This window comes from uncultured Stenotrophomonas sp. (assembly GCF_913778665.1).
Taxonomy (GTDB): Bacteria; Pseudomonadota; Gammaproteobacteria; order Xanthomonadales; family Xanthomonadaceae; genus Stenotrophomonas.
On record NZ_CAJYVQ010000005.1, the window covers coordinates 123,686 to 145,762 of the forward strand.

Annotated in this window: 22 protein-coding genes and 1 pseudogene; 6 read left to right on the plus strand and 17 right to left on the minus strand. The window is 67.7% G+C overall.

The genetic code is table 11. The features are described from left to right. Positions 1-45: 45 nt before the first annotated feature. The 3 genes from QZ853_RS07145 to QZ853_RS07155 are packed head-to-tail and all read right to left on the minus strand — an operon-like array spanning position 46 to position 2,463. Positions 46-705, minus strand: a complete 660-nt coding sequence (locus tag QZ853_RS07145; RefSeq protein ID WP_295571625.1) for a hypothetical protein — start codon at positions 703-705, stop codon at positions 46-48. Then, a complete protein-coding gene (locus QZ853_RS07150) occupies positions 705-1,883 on the minus strand; it encodes a glutathionylspermidine synthase family protein (RefSeq protein WP_295571627.1) in 1,179 nt (392 codons plus the stop codon). Before QZ853_RS07150 ends, QZ853_RS07145 begins: the two co-directional genes overlap by 1 nt. Before the next feature lie 7 nt (positions 1,884-1,890). Further along, entirely contained in the window at positions 1,891-2,463 is a 573-nt protein-coding gene (locus QZ853_RS07155) for a DUF1190 domain-containing protein (RefSeq protein ID WP_005420172.1), read from the minus strand. Between the two features lie 418 nt (positions 2,464-2,881). Here QZ853_RS07155 and ilvD point away from each other — a divergent pair, with 418 nt between their 5' ends. Further along, complete coding sequence (ilvD, locus tag QZ853_RS07160) at positions 2,882-4,720, plus strand: dihydroxy-acid dehydratase (RefSeq protein WP_295571629.1); 1,839 nt, start codon at positions 2,882-2,884, stop codon at positions 4,718-4,720. On the opposite strand, the gene QZ853_RS07165 is transcribed toward ilvD, so the two are convergent. The 4 genes from QZ853_RS07165 to aroE all read right to left on the minus strand — a co-directional run bounded on the left by QZ853_RS07165 (position 4,654) and on the right by aroE (position 8,565). After that, on the minus strand, positions 4,654-4,971 hold the full coding sequence (locus QZ853_RS07165) for a hypothetical protein (protein WP_295571632.1): 318 nt from the start codon (positions 4,969-4,971) through the stop codon (positions 4,654-4,656). The genes ilvD and QZ853_RS07165 overlap by 67 nt on opposite strands. Positions 4,972-5,091: 120 nt before the next feature. Continuing rightward, the gene (dinG, locus tag QZ853_RS07170; protein ID WP_295571633.1) at positions 5,092-7,194 is read right to left on the minus strand and encodes an ATP-dependent DNA helicase DinG; all 2,103 of its coding nucleotides are present in this window, start codon (positions 7,192-7,194) and stop codon (positions 5,092-5,094) included. Between the two features lie 168 nt (positions 7,195-7,362). Further along, positions 7,363-7,716 carry a hypothetical protein gene (locus QZ853_RS07175; protein WP_295571634.1) on the minus strand — a complete coding sequence of 118 codons (354 nt, stop codon included), beginning with the start codon at positions 7,714-7,716 and terminating at the stop codon, positions 7,363-7,365. A gap of 3 nt (positions 7,717-7,719) precedes the next feature. Next, entirely contained in the window at positions 7,720-8,565 is an 846-nt protein-coding gene (aroE, locus tag QZ853_RS07180) for a shikimate dehydrogenase (protein ID WP_006475709.1), read from the minus strand. Positions 8,566-8,613: 48 nt separating this feature from the next. Here aroE and QZ853_RS07185 point away from each other — a divergent pair, with 48 nt between their 5' ends. Then, positions 8,614-9,486, plus strand: coding sequence for a hypothetical protein (locus tag QZ853_RS07185; protein WP_295571635.1), 873 nt, complete (start codon positions 8,614-8,616; stop codon positions 9,484-9,486). 102 nt (positions 9,487-9,588) lie between these two features. Here the strand turns inward: QZ853_RS07185 and QZ853_RS07190 are convergent, their stop codons facing one another. From QZ853_RS07190 to QZ853_RS07205, 4 genes are all read right to left on the minus strand, one after another. Then, positions 9,589-9,858, minus strand: coding sequence for an SHOCT domain-containing protein (locus tag QZ853_RS07190; protein WP_295571636.1), 270 nt, complete (start codon positions 9,856-9,858; stop codon positions 9,589-9,591). 32 nt (positions 9,859-9,890) lie between these two features. Then, complete coding sequence (gene hemB, locus QZ853_RS07195) at positions 9,891-10,880, minus strand: porphobilinogen synthase (RefSeq protein WP_295571637.1); 990 nt, start codon at positions 10,878-10,880, stop codon at positions 9,891-9,893. 19 nt (positions 10,881-10,899) lie between these two features. Then, on the minus strand, positions 10,900-11,817 hold the full coding sequence (locus QZ853_RS07200; protein WP_295571638.1) for a bestrophin family ion channel: 918 nt from the start codon (positions 11,815-11,817) through the stop codon (positions 10,900-10,902). Between the two features lie 122 nt (positions 11,818-11,939). Then, entirely contained in the window at positions 11,940-12,188 is a 249-nt protein-coding gene (locus tag QZ853_RS07205; protein ID WP_006475755.1) for a hypothetical protein, read from the minus strand. Between the two features lie 185 nt (positions 12,189-12,373). On the opposite strand from QZ853_RS07205, the gene QZ853_RS07210 reads away from it, so the two are divergent. Then, a complete protein-coding gene (locus QZ853_RS07210) occupies positions 12,374-12,832 on the plus strand; it encodes a hypothetical protein (protein WP_295571639.1) in 459 nt (152 codons plus the stop codon). An 85-nt stretch (positions 12,833-12,917) separates the two neighbouring features. Here the strand turns inward: QZ853_RS07210 and QZ853_RS07215 are convergent, their stop codons facing one another. From QZ853_RS07215 to QZ853_RS07230, 4 genes are all read right to left on the minus strand, one after another. Further along, entirely contained in the window at positions 12,918-14,720 is a 1,803-nt protein-coding gene (locus tag QZ853_RS07215; RefSeq protein WP_295571640.1) for a DUF885 domain-containing protein, read from the minus strand. Positions 14,721-14,870: 150 nt separating this feature from the next. Further along, positions 14,871-15,386 (minus strand): cytochrome c oxidase assembly factor Coa1 family protein, encoded by a 516-nt coding sequence (locus QZ853_RS07220; RefSeq protein ID WP_295571642.1) that lies wholly within the window; start codon positions 15,384-15,386, stop codon positions 14,871-14,873. Between the two features lie 25 nt (positions 15,387-15,411). After that, positions 15,412-17,637: a S9 family peptidase gene (locus QZ853_RS07225; protein ID WP_295571644.1), complete on the minus strand. Its 2,226-nt coding sequence runs from the start codon at positions 17,635-17,637 to the stop codon at positions 15,412-15,414. Between the two features lie 162 nt (positions 17,638-17,799). Continuing rightward, entirely contained in the window at positions 17,800-18,489 is a 690-nt protein-coding gene (locus QZ853_RS07230) for a glutathione binding-like protein (protein WP_295571645.1), read from the minus strand. Between the two features lie 112 nt (positions 18,490-18,601). Here QZ853_RS07230 and QZ853_RS07235 point away from each other — a divergent pair, with 112 nt between their 5' ends. Next, positions 18,602-19,222: a TIGR00645 family protein gene (locus QZ853_RS07235; RefSeq protein ID WP_295571646.1), complete on the plus strand. Its 621-nt coding sequence runs from the start codon at positions 18,602-18,604 to the stop codon at positions 19,220-19,222. Between the two features lie 200 nt (positions 19,223-19,422). Then, positions 19,423-20,427, plus strand: a complete 1,005-nt coding sequence (locus QZ853_RS07240) for an energy transducer TonB (protein WP_295571647.1) — start codon at positions 19,423-19,425, stop codon at positions 20,425-20,427. 74 nt (positions 20,428-20,501) lie between these two features. On the opposite strand, the gene QZ853_RS07245 is transcribed toward QZ853_RS07240, so the two are convergent. After that, positions 20,502-20,756 (minus strand): hypothetical protein, encoded by a 255-nt coding sequence (locus tag QZ853_RS07245; protein ID WP_295571649.1) that lies wholly within the window; start codon positions 20,754-20,756, stop codon positions 20,502-20,504. Between the two features lie 79 nt (positions 20,757-20,835). Here QZ853_RS07245 and QZ853_RS07250 point away from each other — a divergent pair, with 79 nt between their 5' ends. Then, complete coding sequence (locus QZ853_RS07250; protein ID WP_295571650.1) at positions 20,836-21,621, plus strand: helix-turn-helix transcriptional regulator; 786 nt, start codon at positions 20,836-20,838, stop codon at positions 21,619-21,621. Positions 21,622-21,694: 73 nt separating this feature from the next. Here the strand turns inward: QZ853_RS07250 and QZ853_RS07255 are convergent. Next, positions 21,695-22,077 (minus strand): annotated as a pseudogene (locus tag QZ853_RS07255) (hypothetical protein); the annotation flags it as partial.

Below are 22,077 nucleotides of genomic sequence, written 5' to 3' on the forward strand. Positions count from 1 at the left end.
CCGGAGCATCACCCTGCGCACTCCGTTGCCGATCAGCGGCCGGCACTACCCTTGCAGCAATCGCCGCTGCAAGCGCTCCACCGTGCGCTGCAGCAGCACCCGGTTGCGGCCCAGCTTCATCCACTGCGGAAGGCGCGAGAACATCGAGCGATTGGTGACACCCGCGCGCTCGCGCAGGGGCGCGGCGGCGTAATCGTGCAACGCCTGCAGATGGGCCTCGTTGTAGGCCCACAGCACGCCGGCCGCGGTCTTTTCGACCAACCGCAGCGGCAGGCCGAAGTGTGGATCGATCGCCTCATTGCCACGCCACCGCGACAGCGTGACCTCCACCTCGCTGCTGCGTCCGCACTGACCGCAGTCCGCCGCCAGCGTCCGCAACGGCGGCGTTGCACGCGCGCGGTGCAGCTCGGCGCGGACCCATTTGTGCCCACAGTATCCGCAGGGACGATAGCCGCTGTAGCGCACCGGCCCGACCCAGTCGCCCGCAACACAGCAACCACAGCCGCATACACTGTCCAGGGCTGCGCTGCAGCCCAGGCAACGGAAACGTCGCGATCCCGACGTCCCCACCACCCAACCGGGCGTATCGCAGCGATGGCAGCGCACCGCGATGCGGTCCGAATAGCGCGACAGCGCATGGCCGTCATCCAGGTGCCGACCCGGCAACGGCGCAGGCCGCAGGTCGCGATTGCGTTGCTCCGACATCAGACGTAGATCCGCGTCGGCGCCTCGTCGACGATCGCGTGCGGCAGGAAGCGCGCGCTGTCGCGGGTGATCGCGCTGTTGTCCTCGCGGATGCCGATGCCGCAGGCGTGGTCGCCGATCACCCAGCTGCCGATCAGCGGGTAGCCGCCTTCAAAGCGGGTCAGCGGATGTGCGCGCTGGATGATCGCCGGGCCATCGTAGGGACCGTCGCTGCGCTGGGTGCTGCCATCGGCCAGGTGCATCTCGATGTTGGCGCCTTCGCGCGAGAACAGCGGCTTGCGCACCCAGCCCGACGCCAGCGTGCTGCCGTCATCGAAGTGTGCTTCCAGCAGGTTCGGATGACCGACGTTGCGCTGCCACAGCAGCGGCAGGATGCCCTTGTTGCTCAGCACCGCCTTCCACGCCGGTTCGAGCAGCTGCACGCCCGAACCGGGCAGTGCGCGGCCGAACTCCTCGGCCATCAGGTCTTCCAGCGGATACAGCTTGAACAGCGTACCGATCACCGAATCGTCCAGCGCGGTGAAACGGCCGTCCTCGGACAGGCCGATATCCTCGATGGCGATCGCCTGGCCGTGCAGGCCCGCCTGCGAGGCGCAGTCGCGCAGATAGTCGACGGTGCCACGGTCTTCGTCCGAACTGCCCACTGCGCTGAAGTACAGCGGCGGTGGCAGCTGCGTTGCCAGTTCGCCGAAGCGCTCGACCAGCGCTTCATGGATCGCATTGAACTGGTCGGCATGCTGCGGCAGGCGACCGGCATTGCGCTGGTCCTCCAGCCACTGCCACTGGAAGAAACTGGCCTCGAACAGCGAGGTCGGCGTGTCGTAGTTCAGCTCGTACAGCTTGGCCGGACCGGTGCCGTCGTAGGCCAGGTCCAGGCGCCCATACAGATGCGGCTGGCGCTGGCGCCAGCTGTCGGCGATCCAGTCGCGGTAATGCGACGGAATCGCCAACTGGTCCATCAGCCGTTCGCTGGCGATGACATCGCCGACCAGGTCCAGCGCCATCTGGTGCAGCTCGGCGCTGGGGTCTTCGATGTCCTGTTCGATCTGGCGCAGGGTGAAGGCGTAGTACGCGCTTTCATCCCAGTACGGCTGGCCATCGATGGTGTGGAAGCGAAACCCCGCCTCTTCCGCGCGTGCCCGCCACTGGGCACGCTCGGCAATCCGGATGCGCTGCATGGGTCGATCAGCCGCCGTAACTGCCGCTGGTGCTGCGGCGTGCGCTGGTGTTGCCGAAGCCACCACGGCTGGCAGTGACCGCACGGTTCGGCTCGCTGGTGACCGGTGCGAGGCCGGCCTTGCCGGCGCCGATACCGCTGGCGGTATTCAGGCCACCGGTGCCGCCCGGCGCCGGACGCGCCCAGCCGGCGTTCTTGTCCTGGTACGCCGGTGCCGACGCCGGCGCCTGCGGGGCCAGGCCACCGCGGTTGCTCAGCATCTGCGACATGAAGAAGCCCATCATCATCGGGCCGATGAAGGAGGTACCGGCCGAGGTGTGCTGCTGCACGCACTGTTCCGGCTTGTAGTCCTTCTCGCAGGCTTCCTTGCTGGCGTACTTCGGCGCCGCATCGGCGGCCTGCTTCTGCGCTTCGGCGAAGGCATTGCGGCACGACGACGGATCGCCGGTAGCCTCGGTGCAGGCCTCGACCGAGGTGTACAGGCCTTCCTGCACCTTCACCTCCGGCTCCTTCTGGCAGGCGGTGAACAGCAGCGGCGCAGCGCTCATCAGCAGCAGCGCGGTGGTGCGGGAACGTTTCATGGCCTCATGCCCTGTCGATGGATCAATGCCCAATGATGCCAAATCCTGGCCAACAACCGGAATCGGCAAAGTCCGAAAGATGAACGGAATTTCATTTTCGCCTTCCGTCTGCCCTCCATCCACGCATGGCGTGGATCTACGGGCCCCCGGTCAACTGTCGAGGGCGGGGTGGGTCCGGTTGCGGGGGCGTGAGCGCCATGGATCGCGCGACCGAGCCTCCAGGGACGGATTTACGGCGTCCCCCGCAACCGGACCCACCTCGCCATCCCACGTATAGCCAGCTCTTGACGTTGACGTTGATTCGGCAGGTGCAGGGCGCAGCCCTGCCGGGCCACCTTCGGTGGTTGCAGCAGCAACCGAAAAAATTGTCCATGATCGGGCGACCCTTACGTCGTACGGCCCGCCCGTTCCGCCAGCCATGCCCGAATACCGTTCCCGCACCTCCACCGCCGGCCGCAACATGGCCGGCGCCCGCGCCCTGTGGCGTGCCACCGGCATGAAGGATGGCGACTTCCACAAGCCCATCATCGCCATCGCCAACTCTTTCACCCAGTTCGTGCCCGGCCACGTACACCTGAAGGACCTCGGCCAGCTGGTCGCGCGCGAGATCGAACAGGTCGGCGGCGTCGCCAAGGAATTCAACACCATCGCCGTGGACGACGGCATCGCGATGGGCCACGACGGCATGCTGTACTCGCTGCCCAGCCGCGAGATCATCGCCGACTCGGTCGAATACATGGTCAACGCGCACTGCGCCGACGCGCTGGTATGCATCAGCAACTGCGACAAGATCACCCCCGGCATGCTGATGGCCGCGCTGCGCCTGAACATCCCGGTGGTGTTCGTCTCTGGCGGGCCGATGGAAGCGGGCAAGACCAAACTGTCCGAGCACAAGCTGGACCTGGTCGATGCAATGGTGGTGGCCGCCGATGACAGCGCCTCCGACGAGAAGGTCGCGGCGTTCGAGCGCAGCGCCTGCCCGACCTGCGGCTCCTGCTCGGGCATGTTCACCGCCAACTCGATGAACTGCCTGACCGAAGCATTGGGCCTGTCGCTGCCCGGCAACGGCACCACGCTGGCGACCCATGCCGACCGCGAGGCGCTGTTCCGCCGCGCCGGCCGCCTGATCGTCGAACTCTGCCATCGCTGGTATGGCGGCGAAGATCCGAGTGCGCTGCCGCGCGGCATCGCCACCCAGGCTGCGTTCGCCAACGCGATGGCCCTGGATATCGCCATGGGCGGTTCCACCAACACCATCCTGCATCTGCTGGCCGCGGCGCAGGAGGCAGAGGTGGACTTCGACCTGACCCACATCGACGCACTGTCGCGGCGCGTGCCGCAGCTGTGCAAGGTCGCGCCGAACACACCGAAGTACCACGTCGAGGACGTGCATCGCGCCGGCGGCGTGTTCGGCATCCTCGGCGAGCTGGACCGCGCCGGCCTGCTCGATACCTCGGTACCGACCGTGCACAGCGCCAGCCTGGCTGACGCGCTGGAACGCTGGGACGTGGTGCGCAGTGACAACGACACCCTGCATACGTTCTTCAAGGCCGGCCCGGCCGGCATACCCACCCAGGAAGCCTTCAGCCAGGCCACGCGCTGGCCGACGCTGGACATCGACCGCACCGAAGGCTGCATCCGTTCGCTGCAGCACGCGTATTCGCTGGAGGGCGGCCTCGCCGTGCTGCGCGGTAACCTCGCTCTGGATGGCTGCGTGGTGAAAACCGCAGGCGTGGATGAATCGATCCACATCTTCGAAGGCCCCGCACGCGTCTACGAAAGCCAGGACGCGGCCGTCGCCGGTATCCTCGCCGACGAAGTGCAGCCGGGCGACGTGGTGGTGATCCGCTACGAAGGCCCGAGGGGTGGCCCGGGCATGCAGGAAATGCTGTACCCGACCAGCTACCTGAAGTCGAAGGGGCTGGGCAAGCAGTGCGCGCTGCTCACCGACGGCCGCTTCTCCGGTGGCACCTCGGGCCTTTCGATCGGCCACGTATCGCCGGAAGCCGCCAGCGGCGGCGCGATCGGCCTGGTGGAAGACGGCGATCGCATCCGCATCGACATCCCTTCCCGCCGCATCGACCTGCTGCTGGACGAGGCCATCCTGGCGCAGCGCCGCAGCGAGGCCGACGCACGTGGCTGGAAGCCGCGCGCGCCGCGCCCGCGCAAGGTCACCAGCGCGCTGAAGGCCTACGCCCTGCTCGCCACCAGCGCCGACAAGGGCGCGGTGCGCAACACCGCCCTGTTGGGCGATTGATGAAAAGGCGACGGAGGGGATTGAGTCGTTTGTGGCACAAACGACTCAATCCCCTCCGTCGCCTTTTTTTCCGAGGATGATGCGTGCCGGGCACTCACCCGCGCCAATCCATCTACCGAGGGATGGCAGAGAAACACCGCATGGGCATCGCCGCGCGTTTCGAAACGCAGATCCTTGCCGCTCCATGATTCGGGCTCACCCTTCAGCACCGCGCCACTACGGTGCAGGTCGGAAGACAACTCGATCTTCATCTGCGTGCTCCCTGCCTGGGCAGGTTAGGCCGGCAACCGGTGATCTGCCGGCCAGCGGTCGGCACCACCCGGACGATCTGCCACGGTTTCCGGGCACTCACGACAGCGTGCGTGATGGGCTCAGCCGATCACCCGCTTGAACGGCGGCAGCGCGTCGATGATGCGTTTGCCGTAGCGGCGGGTCAGCAGCCGCGAATCGAGGATGACCACGCGGCCGGTGTCGGTGGAGGTGCGGATCAGGCGGCCGGCGAACTGGGTCAGCGTGCGCAGCGCGTGCGGAATGGCGATCAGGTTGAACGCATTCAGCCCACGCCCCTCGAACCATTCGCTGAGGGTGGCGGTCTGCGGATCGGTCGGCACCGCGAACGGCACCTGGGTGATCACCACCGTGGTGCAGGCCTCACCCGGCAGGTCGAGGCCCTCACCGAACGAGTTCAGGCCGAACAGCACCGAGCCCTCGCCCGCTGCGACGCGGCGCAGGTGTTCGTCGATCAGCCGGGTCTTGGACATCTCGCCCTGCACCAGCACCTGCTTGCGGCGCGCGGCCGACATCAGGCCGGCCACCTTCTCCATCTTCCAGCGCGAGGTGAAGAGCACCATCGAGCCCTTGGCCCAGTCCAGCTCGGTGTCGAGATAGCGCGCCACTTCGCGCGGATGGCCTTCGCGGTCGTCCGGGGTAACCGGAAACTTCGGTACGATCAGCTCGGCCTGGTTGGGCAGGTCGAACGGCGACGACAACGAGACCATCTCGGCCTCTTCAGGAATGCCGTTGTCGATCGCCAGCGACTGGAAATCACCGCCGCCGGTCAGCGTCGCCGAGGTCATCACCACCGAGTCCACTTCATCCCACAGGAGCTTGCGCAGCACGTGCGCGGCCGACACCGGCGAGCCGTGCAGCACCAGGTCGCCGTCGCGGGTGGCGGTGACCCAGCGCGCCATCGGCGGCGCGCCGTCCTTGTCCTCGCGGCGCCAAGCCTGCCACAGGTTGTACTGCTGCTCGATCATCTCCATCGCCATGCCCAGGTTGCGCTGCAGGCGCTCCCGCGCGGCATCGTCCGGCTTGCCCTTGGCCACCTGCGCGGTGGCCGCATGCGCCCAGTTGTAGAGACTGCGGGTATCGTCGGCCAGCGCTTCGATCGGCTCGCGCCAGGCCTCGGGCAGGCGGCCATTGGCGGCGCGCCACATCGGTTCCTCGTCGGCCGGCGCCGGCATCCACACCCGCTCGATGTGGTCACGGAACGCGCGCAGCTGCTTGGCCACGTTGCTGGCCACTTCGATCGCCTCGTTCGGCAGCAGGTTGCCGAGGCGGTCCTTGTCGACCGCGCGGTAGGCACCGGCGATCAGGATCTGCAGGCGGCCGGTGCGCTTGGCCATCTCGTCCAGCGCCAGGCTGGCCGCACCCTGGTCGATCGCCACATTGCCGATGTGATGGCCTTCGTCCAGCACCAGCAGCATGTCCGACGGCGGTGCGATCAACGGCTGGCCGTTGTCGCTGTCGCCGATCGACAGCGCCGACAGCAGCAGCGCATGGTTGGTGACCACGATCTGCGCATCGCGCACCGTGTTGCGCGAACGCAGCACCGCGCACTGCGCCGAATACGCACAGCGGCGCCCGGCGCAGCCCGACGCTGGCGTGGTGATGCGGCTGCGCAAGCCGGGACTGATGGTCTCCGGCGCGTTGTCGATGTCGCCGTCCCAGCTGCCGCCAGTGAAGGCGTCGGTGAGGCGCTTGGCGATGTCCATCTCGATCGGTGCCAGCGGCCGGTCGAACAGCGGCGCGTCATCCTCGAACATCCCGCCCTGCGAGCCCTCGCCCTGCGCCTCGGCGGCATTGCGCGTGCACAGGTAGCGGGTACGGCCCTTGGCCAGCGCCACGGTCGCGTCCAGGCCGGTGGCCTTGAGGAAGTTGGGAATATCGCGCTCGACCAGCTGCGACTGCAGGGCCACGGTGCCGGTGCTGATCACCAGCTTCTTCTTGCTGGCCAGCGCGATCGGTACGCCTGCGGTCAGGTAGCCCAGGCTCTTGCCGACGCCGGTGGGCGCCTCGACCACGCCGACGCCGCCACTTTTGGACAGCGCGCGCGACACCACGCCGATCATCTGGCTCTGCGAGCGGCGGGTGGAAAAGCCGGGCGTATTGGCCTGCAGCGTCGTATACGCCTTGCGGATCGCGTCCTTCAAGGAGTCGTCGAGCGTGCGCGGAGCGGCGACGGTTTCGGTCACGCCGGGAAGTACCGTGGCTGGATCAGGCCGACCATTGTCGCATGGCCGGCCGCATTCACCGCCGCTGCCACCCTGAACGGGCCAGCGACGACGCCCGCTGGCGGTCACGGTCCACGGGCCGCACCGCCGCGGGGGGCAGATGCGCCGGGCATGTCCCGGCGCGAGCGGTCAGGAGGCCGGGAGCGTACGGGTACGCAGCAGGCGCACCAGCGCCCATACCACCAGTACCACGCCGATGGCCTCGACCATCGCCAGCGCGAAATGCAGCACGCCGAGGATGGCACTCAGGCTGGACACGGAACTGAAGTCACCGCTGCGGATCATCCACATCGGCAGGATGCCCGCCGCCATGCCGCCGAGGCTGGCCAGCAGCAACAGCAGCAGGCCGACCAGGGCGCCGGTACGGGTGGCATCACGCGGCGCACCGACCACCCAGACCAAGCCCACGCACAGTGCGATCAGCACTGGCAGGCGCACGCCCACCATACTCAGCACCGTGACCAGCAGGGTTGCGTTGTCCATCGCTCAATCCTCGCCGGCCAGTACCGCTGCGCCCTCGCGCAACGACTGGTAGACCTCATCGGTCTGCGGGCGAACGCCGTGCCACTGCAGGAAGCTCTCGGCGGCCTGTTCGACCAGCATGCCCAGGCCATCGACGGTGTTGCGGCAGTTCGCCGCGCGTGCCCAGGCCAGGAACGCGATGGCCGCCTCGCCGTAGTTCAGGTCGACCGCAGTGGTCATCGAGTTGACCAGCGACAGCGGCAGCTTGAACTCGACGTCGCGATCGCGGCCGGCCGAGGTGGCGTTGACGATCAGTTCGAAGTCGCCCAGATCGCGCAGGTCTTCCCAGTAGCGGCTGATCGCGCGGCCCGGCTCGCCCATGGCGTCGATCAGTTCATCGGCGCGTTCCGGCGTGCGGTTGACCACCACCAGCTCGGTGATGCCCGCATCGAGCAGCGCCGGGGCGACACTGCGCGCCGAGCCACCGGCGCCGATCAGCAGCATGCGGCGGCCGCGCAGGTCCAGGCCGTGGCGATCGGTCAGGTCGCGCACCAGGCCGATGCCATCGGTGGTGTCACCGTGCCAGCGGTCGCCCTTGCGCAGCAGGGTGTTGACCGAGCCGGCGCGGCGCGCGCGCGCGGTCAGCGTGGTGCACACCGAAAACGCGGTTTCCTTGTGCGGCAGGGTGACGTTGGCACCGACACCACCCTCGGCGGCGAACGCCTCCAGGCCGGCCAGGAACGCATCCGGGGCCAGGTCGATCGCGCGGTAATCCACCGCGATGCCTTCCTGGCGACCGAACGTCGCATGGATCTGCGGCGACTTCGAGTGGGCAACGGGGTGTCCGAAGACGGCGTAACGGTCGGTCATGGAATCCTCAAGCTGGCTAGACTGATGCTCTTTCGTGCACGGACCCGGATGATGCGCATCACCCCGCCCCTGCTGGTGCTTGCCGCCAGTCTACTCTCTGCCCCCGTGGCGATGGCGTTGAACGAATACGGCATCGAAGGCATGGGCGTGGTCTCGACCCGCGCCGACGAGGGTCGCGCCACGATCAGCGCGGATGGCCAGCGCATCGTCTTTGCCCGCCGCGGCGAGGCCGGCTGGGGCCTGTGGCAGGCTCGCGTGGTCAATGGCCGCTGGCAGCAGGCGCAGGCGCTGCCGGTGGGCGTGGCCGGCGAGGCCCGCGATCCCTACTTCAGCCGCGATGGCCGCTGGCTGCTGTTCGCGGCAGGCCGCCAGGGCGCACTGGCACTGTACCGCGCCGCAGTCGCCGCCGATGGGCAGCTGGGCAAGGCGCAGCCTTTTGCGGGCGAGGGTGGACGCGGTGAAGAGCGCGGGCCGGCCCTGAGCGCGGATGGCACGCGGCTGTTGTTCGCCCGCCAACAGGGCCGTGGCGCTGGCTGGGACCTGTTCGTGGCAACGCTGGACGCGCAGGGCGTGCGTGGCCCGGCCACCGCACTGGCCGCGTTGAACAGCACCGACGACGAGACTGACGGTGACTGGCTGGGCAACGACGGCGCGGTGGTGTTCAACCGTGGCAGCGGCGCGACCGCGCAGGTGTGGAGCAGCGGCTGTGCGTGGACTGGCGCGGCACTGCAACCGTTGGGGCTGTCGTTCAACCAGGCCGGCGGCTGGACCGGCGCGCCGGTGATCGACAACGCCAGGCCGGGCGAAATGATGGTGGCCAGCAGTGCGGCCAAGGCGCCGCGTGCCGGTGGCGTGGACGTGTATCGGTTGGCGGTGCCGAAGGTGGCGGCGGTGCAGGGGTGCGTGCCGGGCGTAAGGTGACGGCGCTACCGGTAGATCCACGCCATGCGTGGATAGCCGTTCGGTAGATGCCAACCCTGGTTGGCATGGAGGAAGGTGCCAACCAAGGTTGGCCCCCACCCGTCAGCGCGACAACACCCTGGCGCGCTGCTGCTCGTACTCGACCTCGCTGAGCTGGCCATTGTCCCTGCGCTGGTTCAGCGCGGCCAGCTCGGCCTGCACGCTCTCCGGCAGGGCCTGCTCACGGGCCACGTGGCGGGCGGCCGAGAGCTGCTCCGGCGGGCGCTTGCCGGCCCGCCAGGCGGCGATGAAGACACCGACGATGATGGCGCCGAACACCAGCGTACCGATGCCCCAGATCAGCCACTGCATCCATCCCAGTTCGGGTCCCATCGCGCATTCCTCCGTCTATCGTGGCGCCATTGTCAGCGCTCGCGCAGCCATCGCGCCACCTGCGGCGCGAAATAGGTCAGCACGCCATCGGCGCCTGCGCGCTTGAAGCCCAGCAGCGACTCCAGCACGCAGGCACGCTCGTCCAGCCAGCCATTGGCGAAAGCGGCCTTCATCATCGCGTACTCGCCACTCACCTGATAGGCGAAGGTCGGCACGCCGAAGGTTTCCTTCACCCGGCGCACCAGGTCCAGGTAGGGCATGCCCGGCTTGACCATCACCATGTCGGCGCCTTCTTCCAGGTCCAGCGCAATTTCGCGCAGGGCCTCGTCGCCGTTGGCCGGGTCCATCTGGTAGGTCTTCTTGTCGGCCTTGCCGAGGCTGGCGGCGCTGCCCACCGCATCACGGAACGGGCCGTAGAACGCCGAGGCATACTTGGCCGAGTAGGCCATGATGCGTACGTTGAGGTAGTGGTTGGCATCGAGCGCGCGGCGGATCGCGCCGATGCGGCCGTCCATCATGTCCGACGGCGAGACGATATCCGCGCCGGCCTCGGCATGCGACACCGACTGCTTCACCAGCGCGTCGACGGTGATGTCGTTCAGCACGTAGCCCTTGTCATCGATGATGCCGTCCTGGCCATGCGTGGTGTAAGGGTCCAGCGCCACGTCGGTCATCACCCCCAGTTCCGGGAAGCGCGACTTCAGCGCACGGATCGCGCGCTGCGCCAGGCCGTCTTCGGCCCAGGCGGCCGAGGCATCCAGCGACTTCAGCGACGGATCGATCACCGGGAACAGGTCGATCACGGGGATGCCCAGCTCCAGCGCCTCTTCGGCCACCTTCAGCAGCTCTTCGATCGACAGCCGCTCCACGCCCGGCATCGACGGCACCGCGATGCGGCCGGCCCGTTCGTGCACGAACACCGGGTAGATCAGGTCATCGGTGGTCAGCGTGTTCTCGCGCATCAGGCGGCGTGAGAACTCGTCATGGCGCATGCGGCGCGGGCGGTACAGCGGATGGGACATGGCAAGCTCCGAGGAGTGGCTATTGCAACAGGTAACCCTGCGGCAGCAGGGGTTCGGGCAAAGGGCGTTCGCCGAGCGCGTCGAGCTGGTCGATCTCGATCGTGCGCACCAGCGCGTCCAGCGGCAGGTCGTTCGGCTCCAGGCCGAACGGGTCTTCCATTTCTTCGCCCAGCTGGTCCAGGCCGAAGAAGGCGTAGGCCAGCACCGCCGACAGCACCGGCGTGCCCCAGCCCAGCGAACTGGCCAGGCCGAACGGCAGCAGCACGCAGAACATCCACGCGCAGCGGTGCAGCAGCAGGGTGTAGGCGAATGGCAGCGGGGTGGTGAGGATGCGCTCGCAGCCGGCCTGGATCGACGACATCGCGTGCAGGCGCTCTTCCAGCTGGGCGTACAGGATCGGGTTGAGCGCGCCGCTACGCAGCGGCTGGGCCAGCTCGGCGGCGATCATCGCCAGCAGCGCATCGGCCACGTTCTCGCGCTGGCCCAGCTGTTCGCGCTGTGGCTTGTCCAGCCACGGCAATGCCGCCAGGGCGACGATTCGCCCGCGCAGGCGCGCTGCCAGCGCGTGGGCGAAGGCCGTAGTGAGGTAGGCAATGCGACGGCGAGGGCCTTCGTCATCGGCCAACAGGAGGTGGACCTGGCGGGCCAGCGAACGCGACTCGTAGACCAGCTGGCCCCACAGCTTTCGGCCTTCCCACCAGCGGTCGTAGCAGGCGCTGTTGCGGAAGCTGAGGAAGATCGACAGGACCAGCCCAAGCAGAGTGAACGGGGTCACCGAGACGCGCTCGATGCCGGTCGGCGGCGCCAGTTCCACCACCGCGGCCACCGCGATGGACAGGATCAGGATGGCCAGCACCTTCGGCGCGATCGCTTTGACGATCGAGCCGCGCAGGATGTACAGCAGTTGCCAGCCGTGGGGACGGGGTCGGATGATCATCGGGCAGCCGCGCCGGGCGCGGATTCACAGGCACGCGGGGGGCTCGCGCAGCCATGCATTGTACCCCCCTGCCCGGTCCGGGGCCGTGTGCCTGCGACGCCCTGTCGCACCCGGTTCCGGGCTCAGATCACGCCGCCGCCCAGGCCAAGACGCAGGATGCCGACCACCACCACGATGCCGTTCAGGACCAGCCCGGCCCAGGCCCGGCCACGCTTGCTCGGATGGGTGAACAGGATGCCCAGCGCGGCAATCACCGCGCCGACGGCGGCGAACGGGATCAGGAACCAGTTGCCCCAGCCCAGCAGCGGAATCAGCGCCAGGATCATCCACAACAGCGCCAGTACGCCCCACAACAGACTGATCACACCCATGCCGCTCTCCTGCCGTTGGTTCCTGGGCTCAACCATAGACGTTCCCGCCGCTGCCGCCTACTGCCATTGGCAAGGCTGTCACCGGGGCCGTGCTAGCGTGCCTTGGTGCGTGCCCCGGCCCGGATGTTGGCGCCGATTCAGAGTGGCCCGCCGATGATCGCAACCAGTCCTGCAGGGGTGATGCCATGAACATTCGTTGGGCCGCACTGGCGGCAATGCTGCTGGCCGCAGCCGGTTGTGCCAGCACCTCCAAGGTGATGCTGGGCCGCGCCCGCGCACCGATCGATCCGGCACTGGTGCAGATCTATTCGACACCACCGGCCGGCTCCCAGGAAATCGCCCAGCTGGAAGCGGCCTCTGCGGTGGGTTTCGGTACCCAGGGCCAGACCGATGCCGCAGTGGCGCGACTGAAGCGTGAAGCTGCGGCGCTGGGTGCCAACGGCGTGGTGCTGGTAGGCGTGGGTAGCAGCGGTTCGCCGGTCGGCATGTCGGTCGGCGCGGGCAGCTTTGGCTCGCATGTCGGCGGTGGCGTCGGCATCGGCATTCCGACCACGCAGAAGCGCGCCGCCGGCGTGGCGATCTGGGTGCCGAACCCGGAACCACCGGCACGGCTGCCGACGCAGGTGATTACCCCGCAGCGCTGACGCAACCGCGTCGGCGTGGGTAGCGCCGGGCATGGCCCGGCGGCTTTTCCCGCTGCACTCGCCGGGCATGGCCCGGCGCTGCCGCTTACTTTTTCTGGTACTTCGGCACGAACTGCTGCTGCACTGCTTCAGCCAGCTGGTCCGGCGGCAGCAGCCCCTGGTCGAGCAGGAAGTTGTTGAACGCCAGGCGATCGAACTTCGCACCCAGCGCCAGCTCGGTCTGCATGCGCAGTTCCAAGATGCGGGTATAGCCGTAGAAGTAGCTGCCGGCCTGGCCCGGCATGCGCACCATGTAGCGGTCCAGTTCCTGCGTGGCCATCGCCTTGGACAGGCCGACCTGCTGCATCAGCACGCGCTCGCCATTGGCCCGGTCGGTCAGGCCGAGGTTGAGCATCGGGTCGAGCATCGCACGTGCGGCACGCAACAGGCGGAACTGCAGCGCGATCATCTGCCCGTCCAGCGGCTCGTAGGGCACCATCTCGGCCTCGGCATACAGTGCCCAGCCTTCCACGTTCACCGAATTGAACGCGAACATGGTGCGTGCCAGCGACACACCACGCTCAACCATCGCGGTGAACTGCAGCTCGTGGCCGGGGCGGCCTTCGTGCGCGCTCAGCGTCCACGCCGCCGCGCCGAAGTTGAAGTCGTCGTACTGTGCGCCCGGGCCCGCCGCCGGATTGCCCAGCGGCAGCACGAAAGTGCCCTGCTGCCCGGTGTTGTTGACCAGCGGCGCCGGCAGGAAATGCGGGGCAGGGCTGGCCGCGCTCTCGGCCGCCGAGCCCAGGCGCATCTGCATGGCGCGCTTGGGCACGTCGACGATTGCATGCTCGCGGATCAGCGGATCGATCGCATCGATCACCTTGCGGTAATGGCCTTCCAGCTGGTCGTCGGCGATCTTGTCGGCCTTCAGCGCGCGGATCACCGCCACCGGGTCGCTCGGATCGGCCACCTTCAGGCCCTTGTCCTTTACCACCAGTGGCGCCAGCTGCTGCATCGCCGAGCGGGTTTCCATGAACTCCAGCTGCGCGCGCTGCATCAACAGCTTCGGGTCGATGTCGATGCCTACCTGCTTGAGCTGGTAGGCGTACAGCGGCGCCGGCAGGCGTGCATCGGCACGTGCCTTCGGCAGCACGGTCGTGCGCGTCCAGGCGGCGTAGTCCTTCATCTGCCCGGCCAGCGTCTTCATCGCCTCATCGGCACCGGCGATCTGGTACTTCTTCAGCAGCGACTCGATGCCGGTGATGTAGGTCTCGACGTTGTCCAGCGACTGCTGCACTTCGATCTTCGTCGGCTGCAGCAGGCTGCTGTCCTTCAGCCGCTCTTCATAGCGCTGGCGGGCCAGCGTGGTGAAGGCAGTGCCGCCCGGCTGCAGGCCGGCATAGGCCTTGAGACGATCGATCGCCTTGGCACGGCGCTCGGCCGGTACCTGGTCGGACAGCAGCAGGTTCAGGCCGCTGAAAACCGTCTGCGGCGCGTCGCTCCACGGCAGCAGGTATTTCTCGCTGAGCTCGCTGCCTTCGATGTTCTGGTTGGCGGCGTGGATCATGATCTCCAGGTCCTGGCGGACGTTGGGATCCTTTTCGGTCGCCAGCTTCGCCTTCAGTTCGTCGCGGGCCTTGGCCATCGACGCGCGGTAGCGCTTGCCGTTGTCGGGGCCGAGGTCAGCGACCTTGTCGTCGTAGCCGGGCACGCCGAAGAAGCCGGTTTCTTCCGGCTGGAATGGGCCCTGGGCATCGAGCAGGATCTGCGCCAGCGCATTGCTGCGGGCGACCCAGGCCGGGTTGGCCGGGGTGGCGGCCTTGGTGGCAGGTGCGGCCAGTGCTGGCGGTGCGGACAGCAGCGGGGCGGCGCTCAGCGCCAGGGCAACGGCCAACGCAATCGGCTTCATGGTGCACTCCAGGACAGGGTTGCCCGCACCCTACGCGCTCACGGCGATGGCGACAATCGGCGGGAAGTCATGGCGAACGGGTTGTGCGGCCGACGCCACAGAAACCTGCCGGCGTGGAGTCGACACCCCGCAGTCGCCTGCGCCCGGAGGTCACAACGCCGCGGCAAGTGGGCATTCACCGCGATCACGGCACGCCTGCAGTGCGCATTCGTGCGCGGCCTCGTCATCGTCCAGCGCCGTCAGGTCGAACGTCTGCTTGTCTTCGGCCAGGACGTACATGACCGGGTAATCCCACACGTCGTCGCTGCGGGTGCCCTTCACGAACAAGCGGCCATGCGCATGCGGGCCTTCCAGTGCCACGGTCAGGCCGACATCGCGCTGGCCGTTGATCGCGGTCTGCATGCTGCCCAGCGGCATCGACTCGGCCTGCAGCGGCTCACCGAAGGCTTCCACCAGTTCGATGCTGCAGCCGGCGCGGCGCAAGGCTTCGCGCATCGGTGGGCTCTCGCGCGCTGCCTCGCTCCAGCGCAGCACGCTCCAGATCACCACGCCTGCGGTCATGCCCATGACCAGCACCACCGCCAGTGGCATCGCCCAACGCCAGTGGCGGCGCCACCAGCCGGAACGCGGCGGGCCATGGGCGGGAATCGGCGGTGGCTGGATCATCGGCGGGCTCCTTCCCGGTGGTGGATCAGGGTTTCAGGCAACGTCCCAGGAAGGCTTCGGCGACGCGGTAGCGATGCAGTGCATCCGCGCCGGACAGGCCGTGCTTGGCACCCGGGTAGGTCATCAGTTCGAACGGCTGGGCACGCTTCTGCAGCGCGCTCATCAGGCTGGTCGAATTGGTGAACAGCACGTTGTCGTCCGCCATGCCGTGGATCAGCAGCAGCGGCGAACGCAGGCCGTCGATATGGGTCAGCACGCGCGCTTCGCGGTAGCCGGCTTCATTGCGCGCCGGCAGGTCCATGTAGCGCTCGGTGTAGTGGCTGTCGTACAGGCCCCAGTCGGTCACCGGCGCGCCGGCCACGCCACAGGCGTAGCTGTCGGAGGCCTTGGCCAGCAGCATCAGCGTCATGTAGCCGCCATTGGACCAGCCCTGCACGCCGATGCGCGCCGGGTCCACCCACGGCTGCTGCTTCAGCCAGGCCACGCCGCGCAGTTGGTCGCTCACTTCCACCGTGCCCTGCTTGCCGTACAGCGCGCCGCCGAAATCACGGCCACGGCGCGGGGTGCCACGGTTGTCCAGCGAGAACACCACGTAGCCCTGCTGGGCCAGGTACTGGTTGAACAGGTGATCGCCGCGGCCGGGCCAGCTGTCGGTGACGGTCTGGCTGGCCGGACCGCCGTACACGTACACCGCCACCGGGTAGCGCTTGGACGGATCGAAACCGGCCGGCTTGATCAGGCTGTAGTTCAGCGCGGTCTTGCCGTCAGCAGCGGTGAGCGTGCCGAACTCGATCGGGCGCTGCGCATCGCGGTAGCGCGCATACGGGTGCTTGGGATCGGCCAGATCGTTCTCGAGCAGGGTGGCGATCTTCTCACCGTTGGCGCGGAACAGTTCGATCTGCGGCGGCGTGCTGCTGTTGGACCAGCTGTCGACATAGACGCTGGCGTTGCGCGCGAAGCTGGCGCTGTGCATGCCCGGCGCCTTCGACAGGCGTTGCGGCTCGCCACCCTGCAGCGACACCGCGTAGATCTGGCTTTCGCGCGAGGTCTCGATGCCGGCGCGGAAGTAGGCCTTGCCAGCCTTCTCATCGACCGCCAGCAGTTCGTCCACCGGCCAGTTGCCGCGGGTCAGCGCGGTGGCCTTGCCCTTGCTGTCGATGCGGTACAGGTGCTGGAAGCCGGTGCGCTCGGACGACCACAGCACGCTGCCGTCTTCCAGGAAACGCAGGCTGTTGTGCAGTGGCACCCAGGTCGGGCTGGTTTCGTGGACGAGCACGCGCTGGGTGTTGGCGGCGAGGTTCACTTCGACCAGGTCAAGCTGCTTCTGGTCGCGCGACTGGCGCTGGAAGCTCAGGTGCTGCGGGTCGCGCCAGTCGACGCGGGCCAGGTAGATATCCTGCTCCTTGCCCAGGTCGATCCACTGCATCTGTGCATGCTCGACCGGCGAAACGACACCGAGCTTCACCTGCACGTTGGCATCGCCGGCGGCCGGGTAACGCTGTTCGATCACATCGGTGCGATCGGCATAGACCTCGTAGCGCTTCTGCACCGGTACCGGCGATTCGTCGATGCGGGCAAAGGCGATCGCCGAATCATCCGGCGCCCACCAGTAACCGGTGTGGCGGTCCATTTCCTCGTCGGCGACGAACTCGGCCACGCCGTTGCCGATGGTGGTGCTGCCGTCTCGGGTCAGCTGCACCTGCTTGCCGCTGGCCAGATCGATCACCCACAGGTTGCGACCGCGGATGAAGCTGACGAAACCGCCCTTCGGTGACAGCTTGGCATCGGTGGCAAAGCCTTCGCCGTGGGTCAGCTGGCGCACGGCAGCTTGGCCCTGCTGCTTCAGGTCGTACAGGTACAGCTCGCCGCCCAGCGGGAACAGCAGGCGCTGCGCGTCCGGTGACCACTGGTAATCGACGATGCCGGTCATGGCGGCGATGCGCTGGCGCTCGCGGCGGGCCTTCTCTTCGTCGCTGAGGGTCTCGGTGCCGGGCAGCACCACCTTGGAATCAACCAGCAGGCGGGTCTGGCCGCTGCCGATGTCATAGGTCCACAGATCCAGCTGGTTGCGGTCGCTGTCCTTGCCGCGCAGGAAGCTGACCTGCGAACCGTCCGGCGCCACCTTGGGCTTCATCAAGGTCGGGCCGGACAGCGGCAGAGGGCCGGTGATGGCTTCCAGGGTCAGCTTTTCAGCGTGGGCGGCGGTTGTGGTGGCAAGCATGAGGGCAAGCGAAGCGAACAGGTGGCGCATGGAAGATCCCGGCAAACGGCAGGTCCGCCCCCGCGATGGACGCGGAGCGGTCGTCCCCCATCCTAACCAAGCCTGTGCGGGAAGGCAGCATGACCTTTTGCCCATGCCCCGGTGCTGGGGTCAGAGCCCTTTGCGCTGCAAAGGGATCCGACCCCGGCGCGATCAACGCTTGCCGAACAGGTGCTTGCGTTCTTCGTCGCTGAGTGGCTTGCCAGCGTTGGGGTTGACCTGCTCGCGCAGGGCATAGGCACGCTGGGTGGCCGGGCGCGCGGCAATCGCTTCATGCCAGCGCTTGAGGTTCGGGAATGCGGTGAAATCCACCGGCAGCTTGTCGTAGGCGCCGATCCACGGGTAGCTGGCCATGTCGGCGATGGTGTATTCCTCGCCGGCCAGGAACGCGTGCTGGGCCAGGCGCTTGTCCATCACCCCGTGCAGGCGGCGCACTTCGCTGTCGTAGCGCTCGATGGCATACGGGATCTTCTCCGGCGCGTACACGTTGAAGTGGCCCATCTGGCCGCTCATCGGCCCCAGCCCGGCCATCTGCCAGAACAGCCATTCCAGGGTGGTGACGCGGCCACGCGCGTCGCTGGGCAGGAAGCGGCCGGTCTTCTCGGCCAGGTACAGCAGGATCGCGCCGGACTCGAACACGCTCTGCGGCGGGCCCCCGTCGGCCGGGGCGTGGTCGACGATGGCCGGCATCTTGTTGTTGGGCGAGATGGCCAGGAACTCCGGCTTGAACTGGTCGCCCGAACCGATGTTGACCGGATGGATGCGGTACTCCAGGCCGGCTTCTTCCAACAGCAGGGTCACTTTGTGGCCGTTCGGGGTGGGCCAGTAATACAGGTCGATCATGGCGGCGGCTCGGGGTGCGGAAAGGAACCTGAAGTCTAGTGCGTGAGTTGGCTTGGCACCGTCATGGCGGGCCAGTAACCTCGCCACTCCCCCGAAACGCAGTATCCCCCGCATGAGTGCAAACCGACCGCCGCTCTCCCCCCTGTCCACCCTGATCTTCGCCTCGCGCTGGCTGCAGCTGCCGCTGTACCTGGGCCTGATCGTGGCGCAATGCGTCTATGTCTACCTGTTCGGCAAGGAACTGTGGCACCTGATCTCGCACTCGCCGTCGATGGGCGAGCAGCAGATCATGCTGATCGTGCTCGGCCTGATCGACGTGGTGATGATTTCCAACCTGCTGGTGATGGTGATCGTGGGCGGCTACGAGACCTTCGTTTCACGCCTGCGCCTGGAGGGCCATCCGGACCAGCCGGAATGGCTGAGCCACGTCAACGCCAGCGTGCTGAAGGTGAAGCTGGCGATGGCGATCATCGGCATCTCCTCGATCCACCTGCTGAAGACCTTCATCGCCAGTGGTGGGCTGGGCGCCATGCCGTTCTGCACGCCGGACCGCATGGCGCTGGCCGCCGAGAACATCGCCGCGGCGCAGTGCACCAACCTGACCCCGGACGGTGTGCTGTGGCAGACCATCATCCACTGCGTGTTCATCCTGTCGGCGATCGGCATCGCCTGGACCGACAAGCTCATGTCCAACAGCCACAGCAAGCCCCACGACAAGTCGCACGACCACTGATGTCGTTGCCAGCAGCGGCATGACGCCGTTGCCCGTCCCGGCCACCGCCCCTTGTACGCGGCGGTGGCCGGGATGCTAGATTGCACCCTCGCCGTTGCCGGCGGTGGCGTCGGGAAACGTCACCCTGCCGCGCCCGGACCGCAGGTCCCGGCCATGCGTATCAATGATTTACGTCACGTCGTCTTCTAGAGGGGAGCAGGATGTCGCACGTCTCAACGATCACCGCCGCGCGCCGGTGGCTGCCGGTTGCCCTGGCACTGGCCCTGGCCGCCTGCTCGGGCAAGGAAGAACCCACGGCACCTGCTGCCGCCACGGCACCTGCCGCCACTGCACCCGCCGCACCGGTGGTCGCTGCCAAGGTGCAGTCGATGGGCACCGAGCAGCTGCGCGAGTCGGCCAGCCAAGCGCTGCGCGAGAACCGCATGTACGCACCGGCCGGCGACAACGCCATCGAGTACTACCTCGCCCTGCGGGACAAAACTCCGGACGACGCCTCGGTGAAGAGCGCGCTGACCGACCTGCTGCCCTACACCCTGATCGCCGCCGAACAGCACCTGGGTCGCGAGGACTACACCGAGGCGCAGCGCCTGGTGGCACTGATCGAGAAAGTTGACGCCTCCGCGCCGGCGCTGCCGCGCCTCAAGGACGGCCTGGCCAAGGGCGTGCAGAACGCCGCCAAGCGCACCGAAGCGGAAGCCGAGAAGGCGAAGAAGGACGCCGAGGACCGCAGCAAGCAGCTGACCGAGCAGCAGCGCCTGACCGAGCAGCGCGCCAAGGAAGCCGACGCCGCCAAGCAGATTGCCGCCCAGCAGGATGCCGCGCGCCGCGACAACGAGCGCCAGGAAGCCGAGCGCCAGGCCGCCGCCCGTCGTGAAGCCGAGCAGAAGCAACAGCAGGCCGCCGCCCAGCAGGCCACGGCCGCACGCCAGGCCGCCACGCCTGCCGCGCCCACCCTGCGCCCGGTCAGTACCCCGGCGCCGCGCTATCCCGGCGAAGCCCTGCGTTCGGGCACCTCCGGTGAAGTACTGGTGGAGATCACCGTTGGCACCGACGGCTCGGTGACCAATGCCCGCGTGCTGCGCGCGACGCCAGGCCGCGTGTTCGACCGCGAGGCCCTGAACGCGGTGAAGCGCTGGCGTTTCGAGCCGGTCAGCGCCCCGGTCACCACCCGCCGTACCCTGGTGTTCGCGCCGGGCAACAACTGAGGCAGGTCGAGGTAGCGCCGGGCCACGCCCGGCGACGATGGATCAAGGCCCGGCATGTCCGGGCCTTGTCCGTTTCAGGCCGCTCCATCGATCAGCCGCTGCAGTGCTGGATCACGCGCCACCAGTACCTGGAACAGGCCCAACGCGTGCAGGCCCGGCAGCAGCGCGCGCAGATCCGCTTCGGCAGTGGCACGGGTGCCGGGATCGCTGGCCGGATCCTGCCAGTCGCGGACGCTGGCCAGGAAGGCCCCGACACTGCCCTTGCGCACGGTCAGGCCGTTCACCTGCACGTCGTTCTGATGGTCGGGAAGGATGTCCTGTGGCTGCATGATGGTTCGCTCAGTACGGGGGTCGCGTCCAGTGTCCTGCGTTGCCGTCCGCGATTCTGCCGTATAAATGCCAATTGATATGGCAAATCAGTCACACAACACGTTGATCGACCTCGCGCTCGCCAACGCCGCCCACGGACCGGTCGTGCTGGCGGTGCAGCAGCGCCTGGGCGGTCCACGCCGTACCGCACGCCACCAGCACGCGCGTGGGCAGTTGCTGGGTGCGCACCAGGGCCTGTTGCGGATCGAGGTGGGCGACCTGCACTGGCTGCTGCCTGCGGGTCATGTCGCCTGGATACCGCCCTCGCTGCCACATGCGCTGGCCAGTGCCGCGCGCTTCGATGGCTGGAGCCTGTACTTCAGCGACGACGCCTGCCTGGGCCTGCCCGCCACTGCGCGCATTTTCCAGCCCAGCACGCTGCTGCAGGCTGCGACGATACGAGCACTGCAATGGCCCCATCGGCCACTGGATGCCGCGCAGGAGCGATTGGCCGGGGTGATCGCCGATGAGATCGCCAGCAGTACGCCATTGCCACTGGCCCTGCCACAGCCCCGCGACCGCCGCCTGCGCAGGATTGCCGCCGCGCTGGCGCGTGCGCCGCATGACAATCGCACCATCGAGGACTGGGCCGCCGCCAGTGGTCTGTCCAGCCGCAGCCTGGCCCGCCACTGGCTGGCCGAGACCGGCATGACGCTGAGCCAGTGGCGGCAACGACTGCGTGTGCTGCTTGCGCTGCCACACCTGCTGGCAGGCAATTCGGTGATCAGCGTCGCGTTGTCGATGGGTTACGACACGCCCAGTGCGTTCATCGCCGTGTTCAAGCGCGAGATGGGGGTGACGCCGGCGCGGTATGGCGCTGGATGAGTGCTGGGATGGCGGGTCGGTGAACAGGGATCCGCCTCGCTGTCCCGGATAACCCGGACCCACGCTGGGCGACCTAGTTCTCCGGACGCCACATCATCCGCTCCTTGTGGCGCTCCATTGCGCGCGCATAGATCGCCGGGTCACTCGCGAACTCCGCCATGAACCGCGGCTCTGGAAGTCGATACGGATCTTCCGGATCAATCTGGCACTCCGCCTCGATCTCCGGCGGGAACACCGGCTTGCGGCAGGTCTTGAAGGTCAGCCACCGGCAGAGCGTCAGCGCGCCGTAGACCGGGAACATCAGGTTGGTACGCAACGGCATCAGCGCCGTGCCCATCATCAGGATCACCATCAGCCAGCAGTTGCGGATCGTTGGATCCGACGAGAGCGTGATGACCCGGTCCAGTGGATCGTCGTAGCAGCCCTCCGGGCCGTCCTGCATGTAGCGGCAGATCA

Coding starts and splice junctions, on each gene's coding strand:
- QZ853_RS07145 (WP_295571625.1), bottom strand. CDS start 705: ATGTCGGAGCAACGCAATCGCGACCTGCGGCCTGCGCCGTTGCCGGGT.
- QZ853_RS07150 (WP_295571627.1), bottom strand. CDS start 1,883: ATGCAGCGCATCCGGATTGCCGAGCGTGCCCAGTGGCGGGCACGCGCG.
- QZ853_RS07155 (WP_005420172.1), bottom strand. CDS start 2,463: ATGAAACGTTCCCGCACCACCGCGCTGCTGCTGATGAGCGCTGCGCCG.
- ilvD (WP_295571629.1), top strand. CDS start 2,882: ATGCCCGAATACCGTTCCCGCACCTCCACCGCCGGCCGCAACATGGCC.
- QZ853_RS07165 (WP_295571632.1), bottom strand. CDS start 4,971: ATGAAGATCGAGTTGTCTTCCGACCTGCACCGTAGTGGCGCGGTGCTG.
- QZ853_RS07175 (WP_295571634.1), bottom strand. CDS start 7,716: ATGGACAACGCAACCCTGCTGGTCACGGTGCTGAGTATGGTGGGCGTG.
- aroE (WP_006475709.1), bottom strand. CDS start 8,565: ATGACCGACCGTTACGCCGTCTTCGGACACCCCGTTGCCCACTCGAAG.
- QZ853_RS07185 (WP_295571635.1), top strand. CDS start 8,614: ATGATGCGCATCACCCCGCCCCTGCTGGTGCTTGCCGCCAGTCTACTC.
- QZ853_RS07190 (WP_295571636.1), bottom strand. CDS start 9,858: ATGGGACCCGAACTGGGATGGATGCAGTGGCTGATCTGGGGCATCGGT.
- hemB (WP_295571637.1), bottom strand. CDS start 10,880: ATGTCCCATCCGCTGTACCGCCCGCGCCGCATGCGCCATGACGAGTTC.
- QZ853_RS07200 (WP_295571638.1), bottom strand. CDS start 11,817: ATGATCATCCGACCCCGTCCCCACGGCTGGCAACTGCTGTACATCCTG.
- QZ853_RS07205 (WP_006475755.1), bottom strand. CDS start 12,188: ATGGGTGTGATCAGTCTGTTGTGGGGCGTACTGGCGCTGTTGTGGATG.
- QZ853_RS07210 (WP_295571639.1), top strand. CDS start 12,374: ATGAACATTCGTTGGGCCGCACTGGCGGCAATGCTGCTGGCCGCAGCC.
- QZ853_RS07215 (WP_295571640.1), bottom strand. CDS start 14,720: ATGAAGCCGATTGCGTTGGCCGTTGCCCTGGCGCTGAGCGCCGCCCCG.
- QZ853_RS07220 (WP_295571642.1), bottom strand. CDS start 15,386: ATGATCCAGCCACCGCCGATTCCCGCCCATGGCCCGCCGCGTTCCGGC.
- QZ853_RS07225 (WP_295571644.1), bottom strand. CDS start 17,637: ATGCGCCACCTGTTCGCTTCGCTTGCCCTCATGCTTGCCACCACAACC.
- QZ853_RS07230 (WP_295571645.1), bottom strand. CDS start 18,489: ATGATCGACCTGTATTACTGGCCCACCCCGAACGGCCACAAAGTGACC.
- QZ853_RS07235 (WP_295571646.1), top strand. CDS start 18,602: ATGAGTGCAAACCGACCGCCGCTCTCCCCCCTGTCCACCCTGATCTTC.
- QZ853_RS07240 (WP_295571647.1), top strand. CDS start 19,423: ATGTCGCACGTCTCAACGATCACCGCCGCGCGCCGGTGGCTGCCGGTT.
- QZ853_RS07245 (WP_295571649.1), bottom strand. CDS start 20,756: ATGCAGCCACAGGACATCCTTCCCGACCATCAGAACGACGTGCAGGTG.
- QZ853_RS07250 (WP_295571650.1), top strand. CDS start 20,836: ATGGCAAATCAGTCACACAACACGTTGATCGACCTCGCGCTCGCCAAC.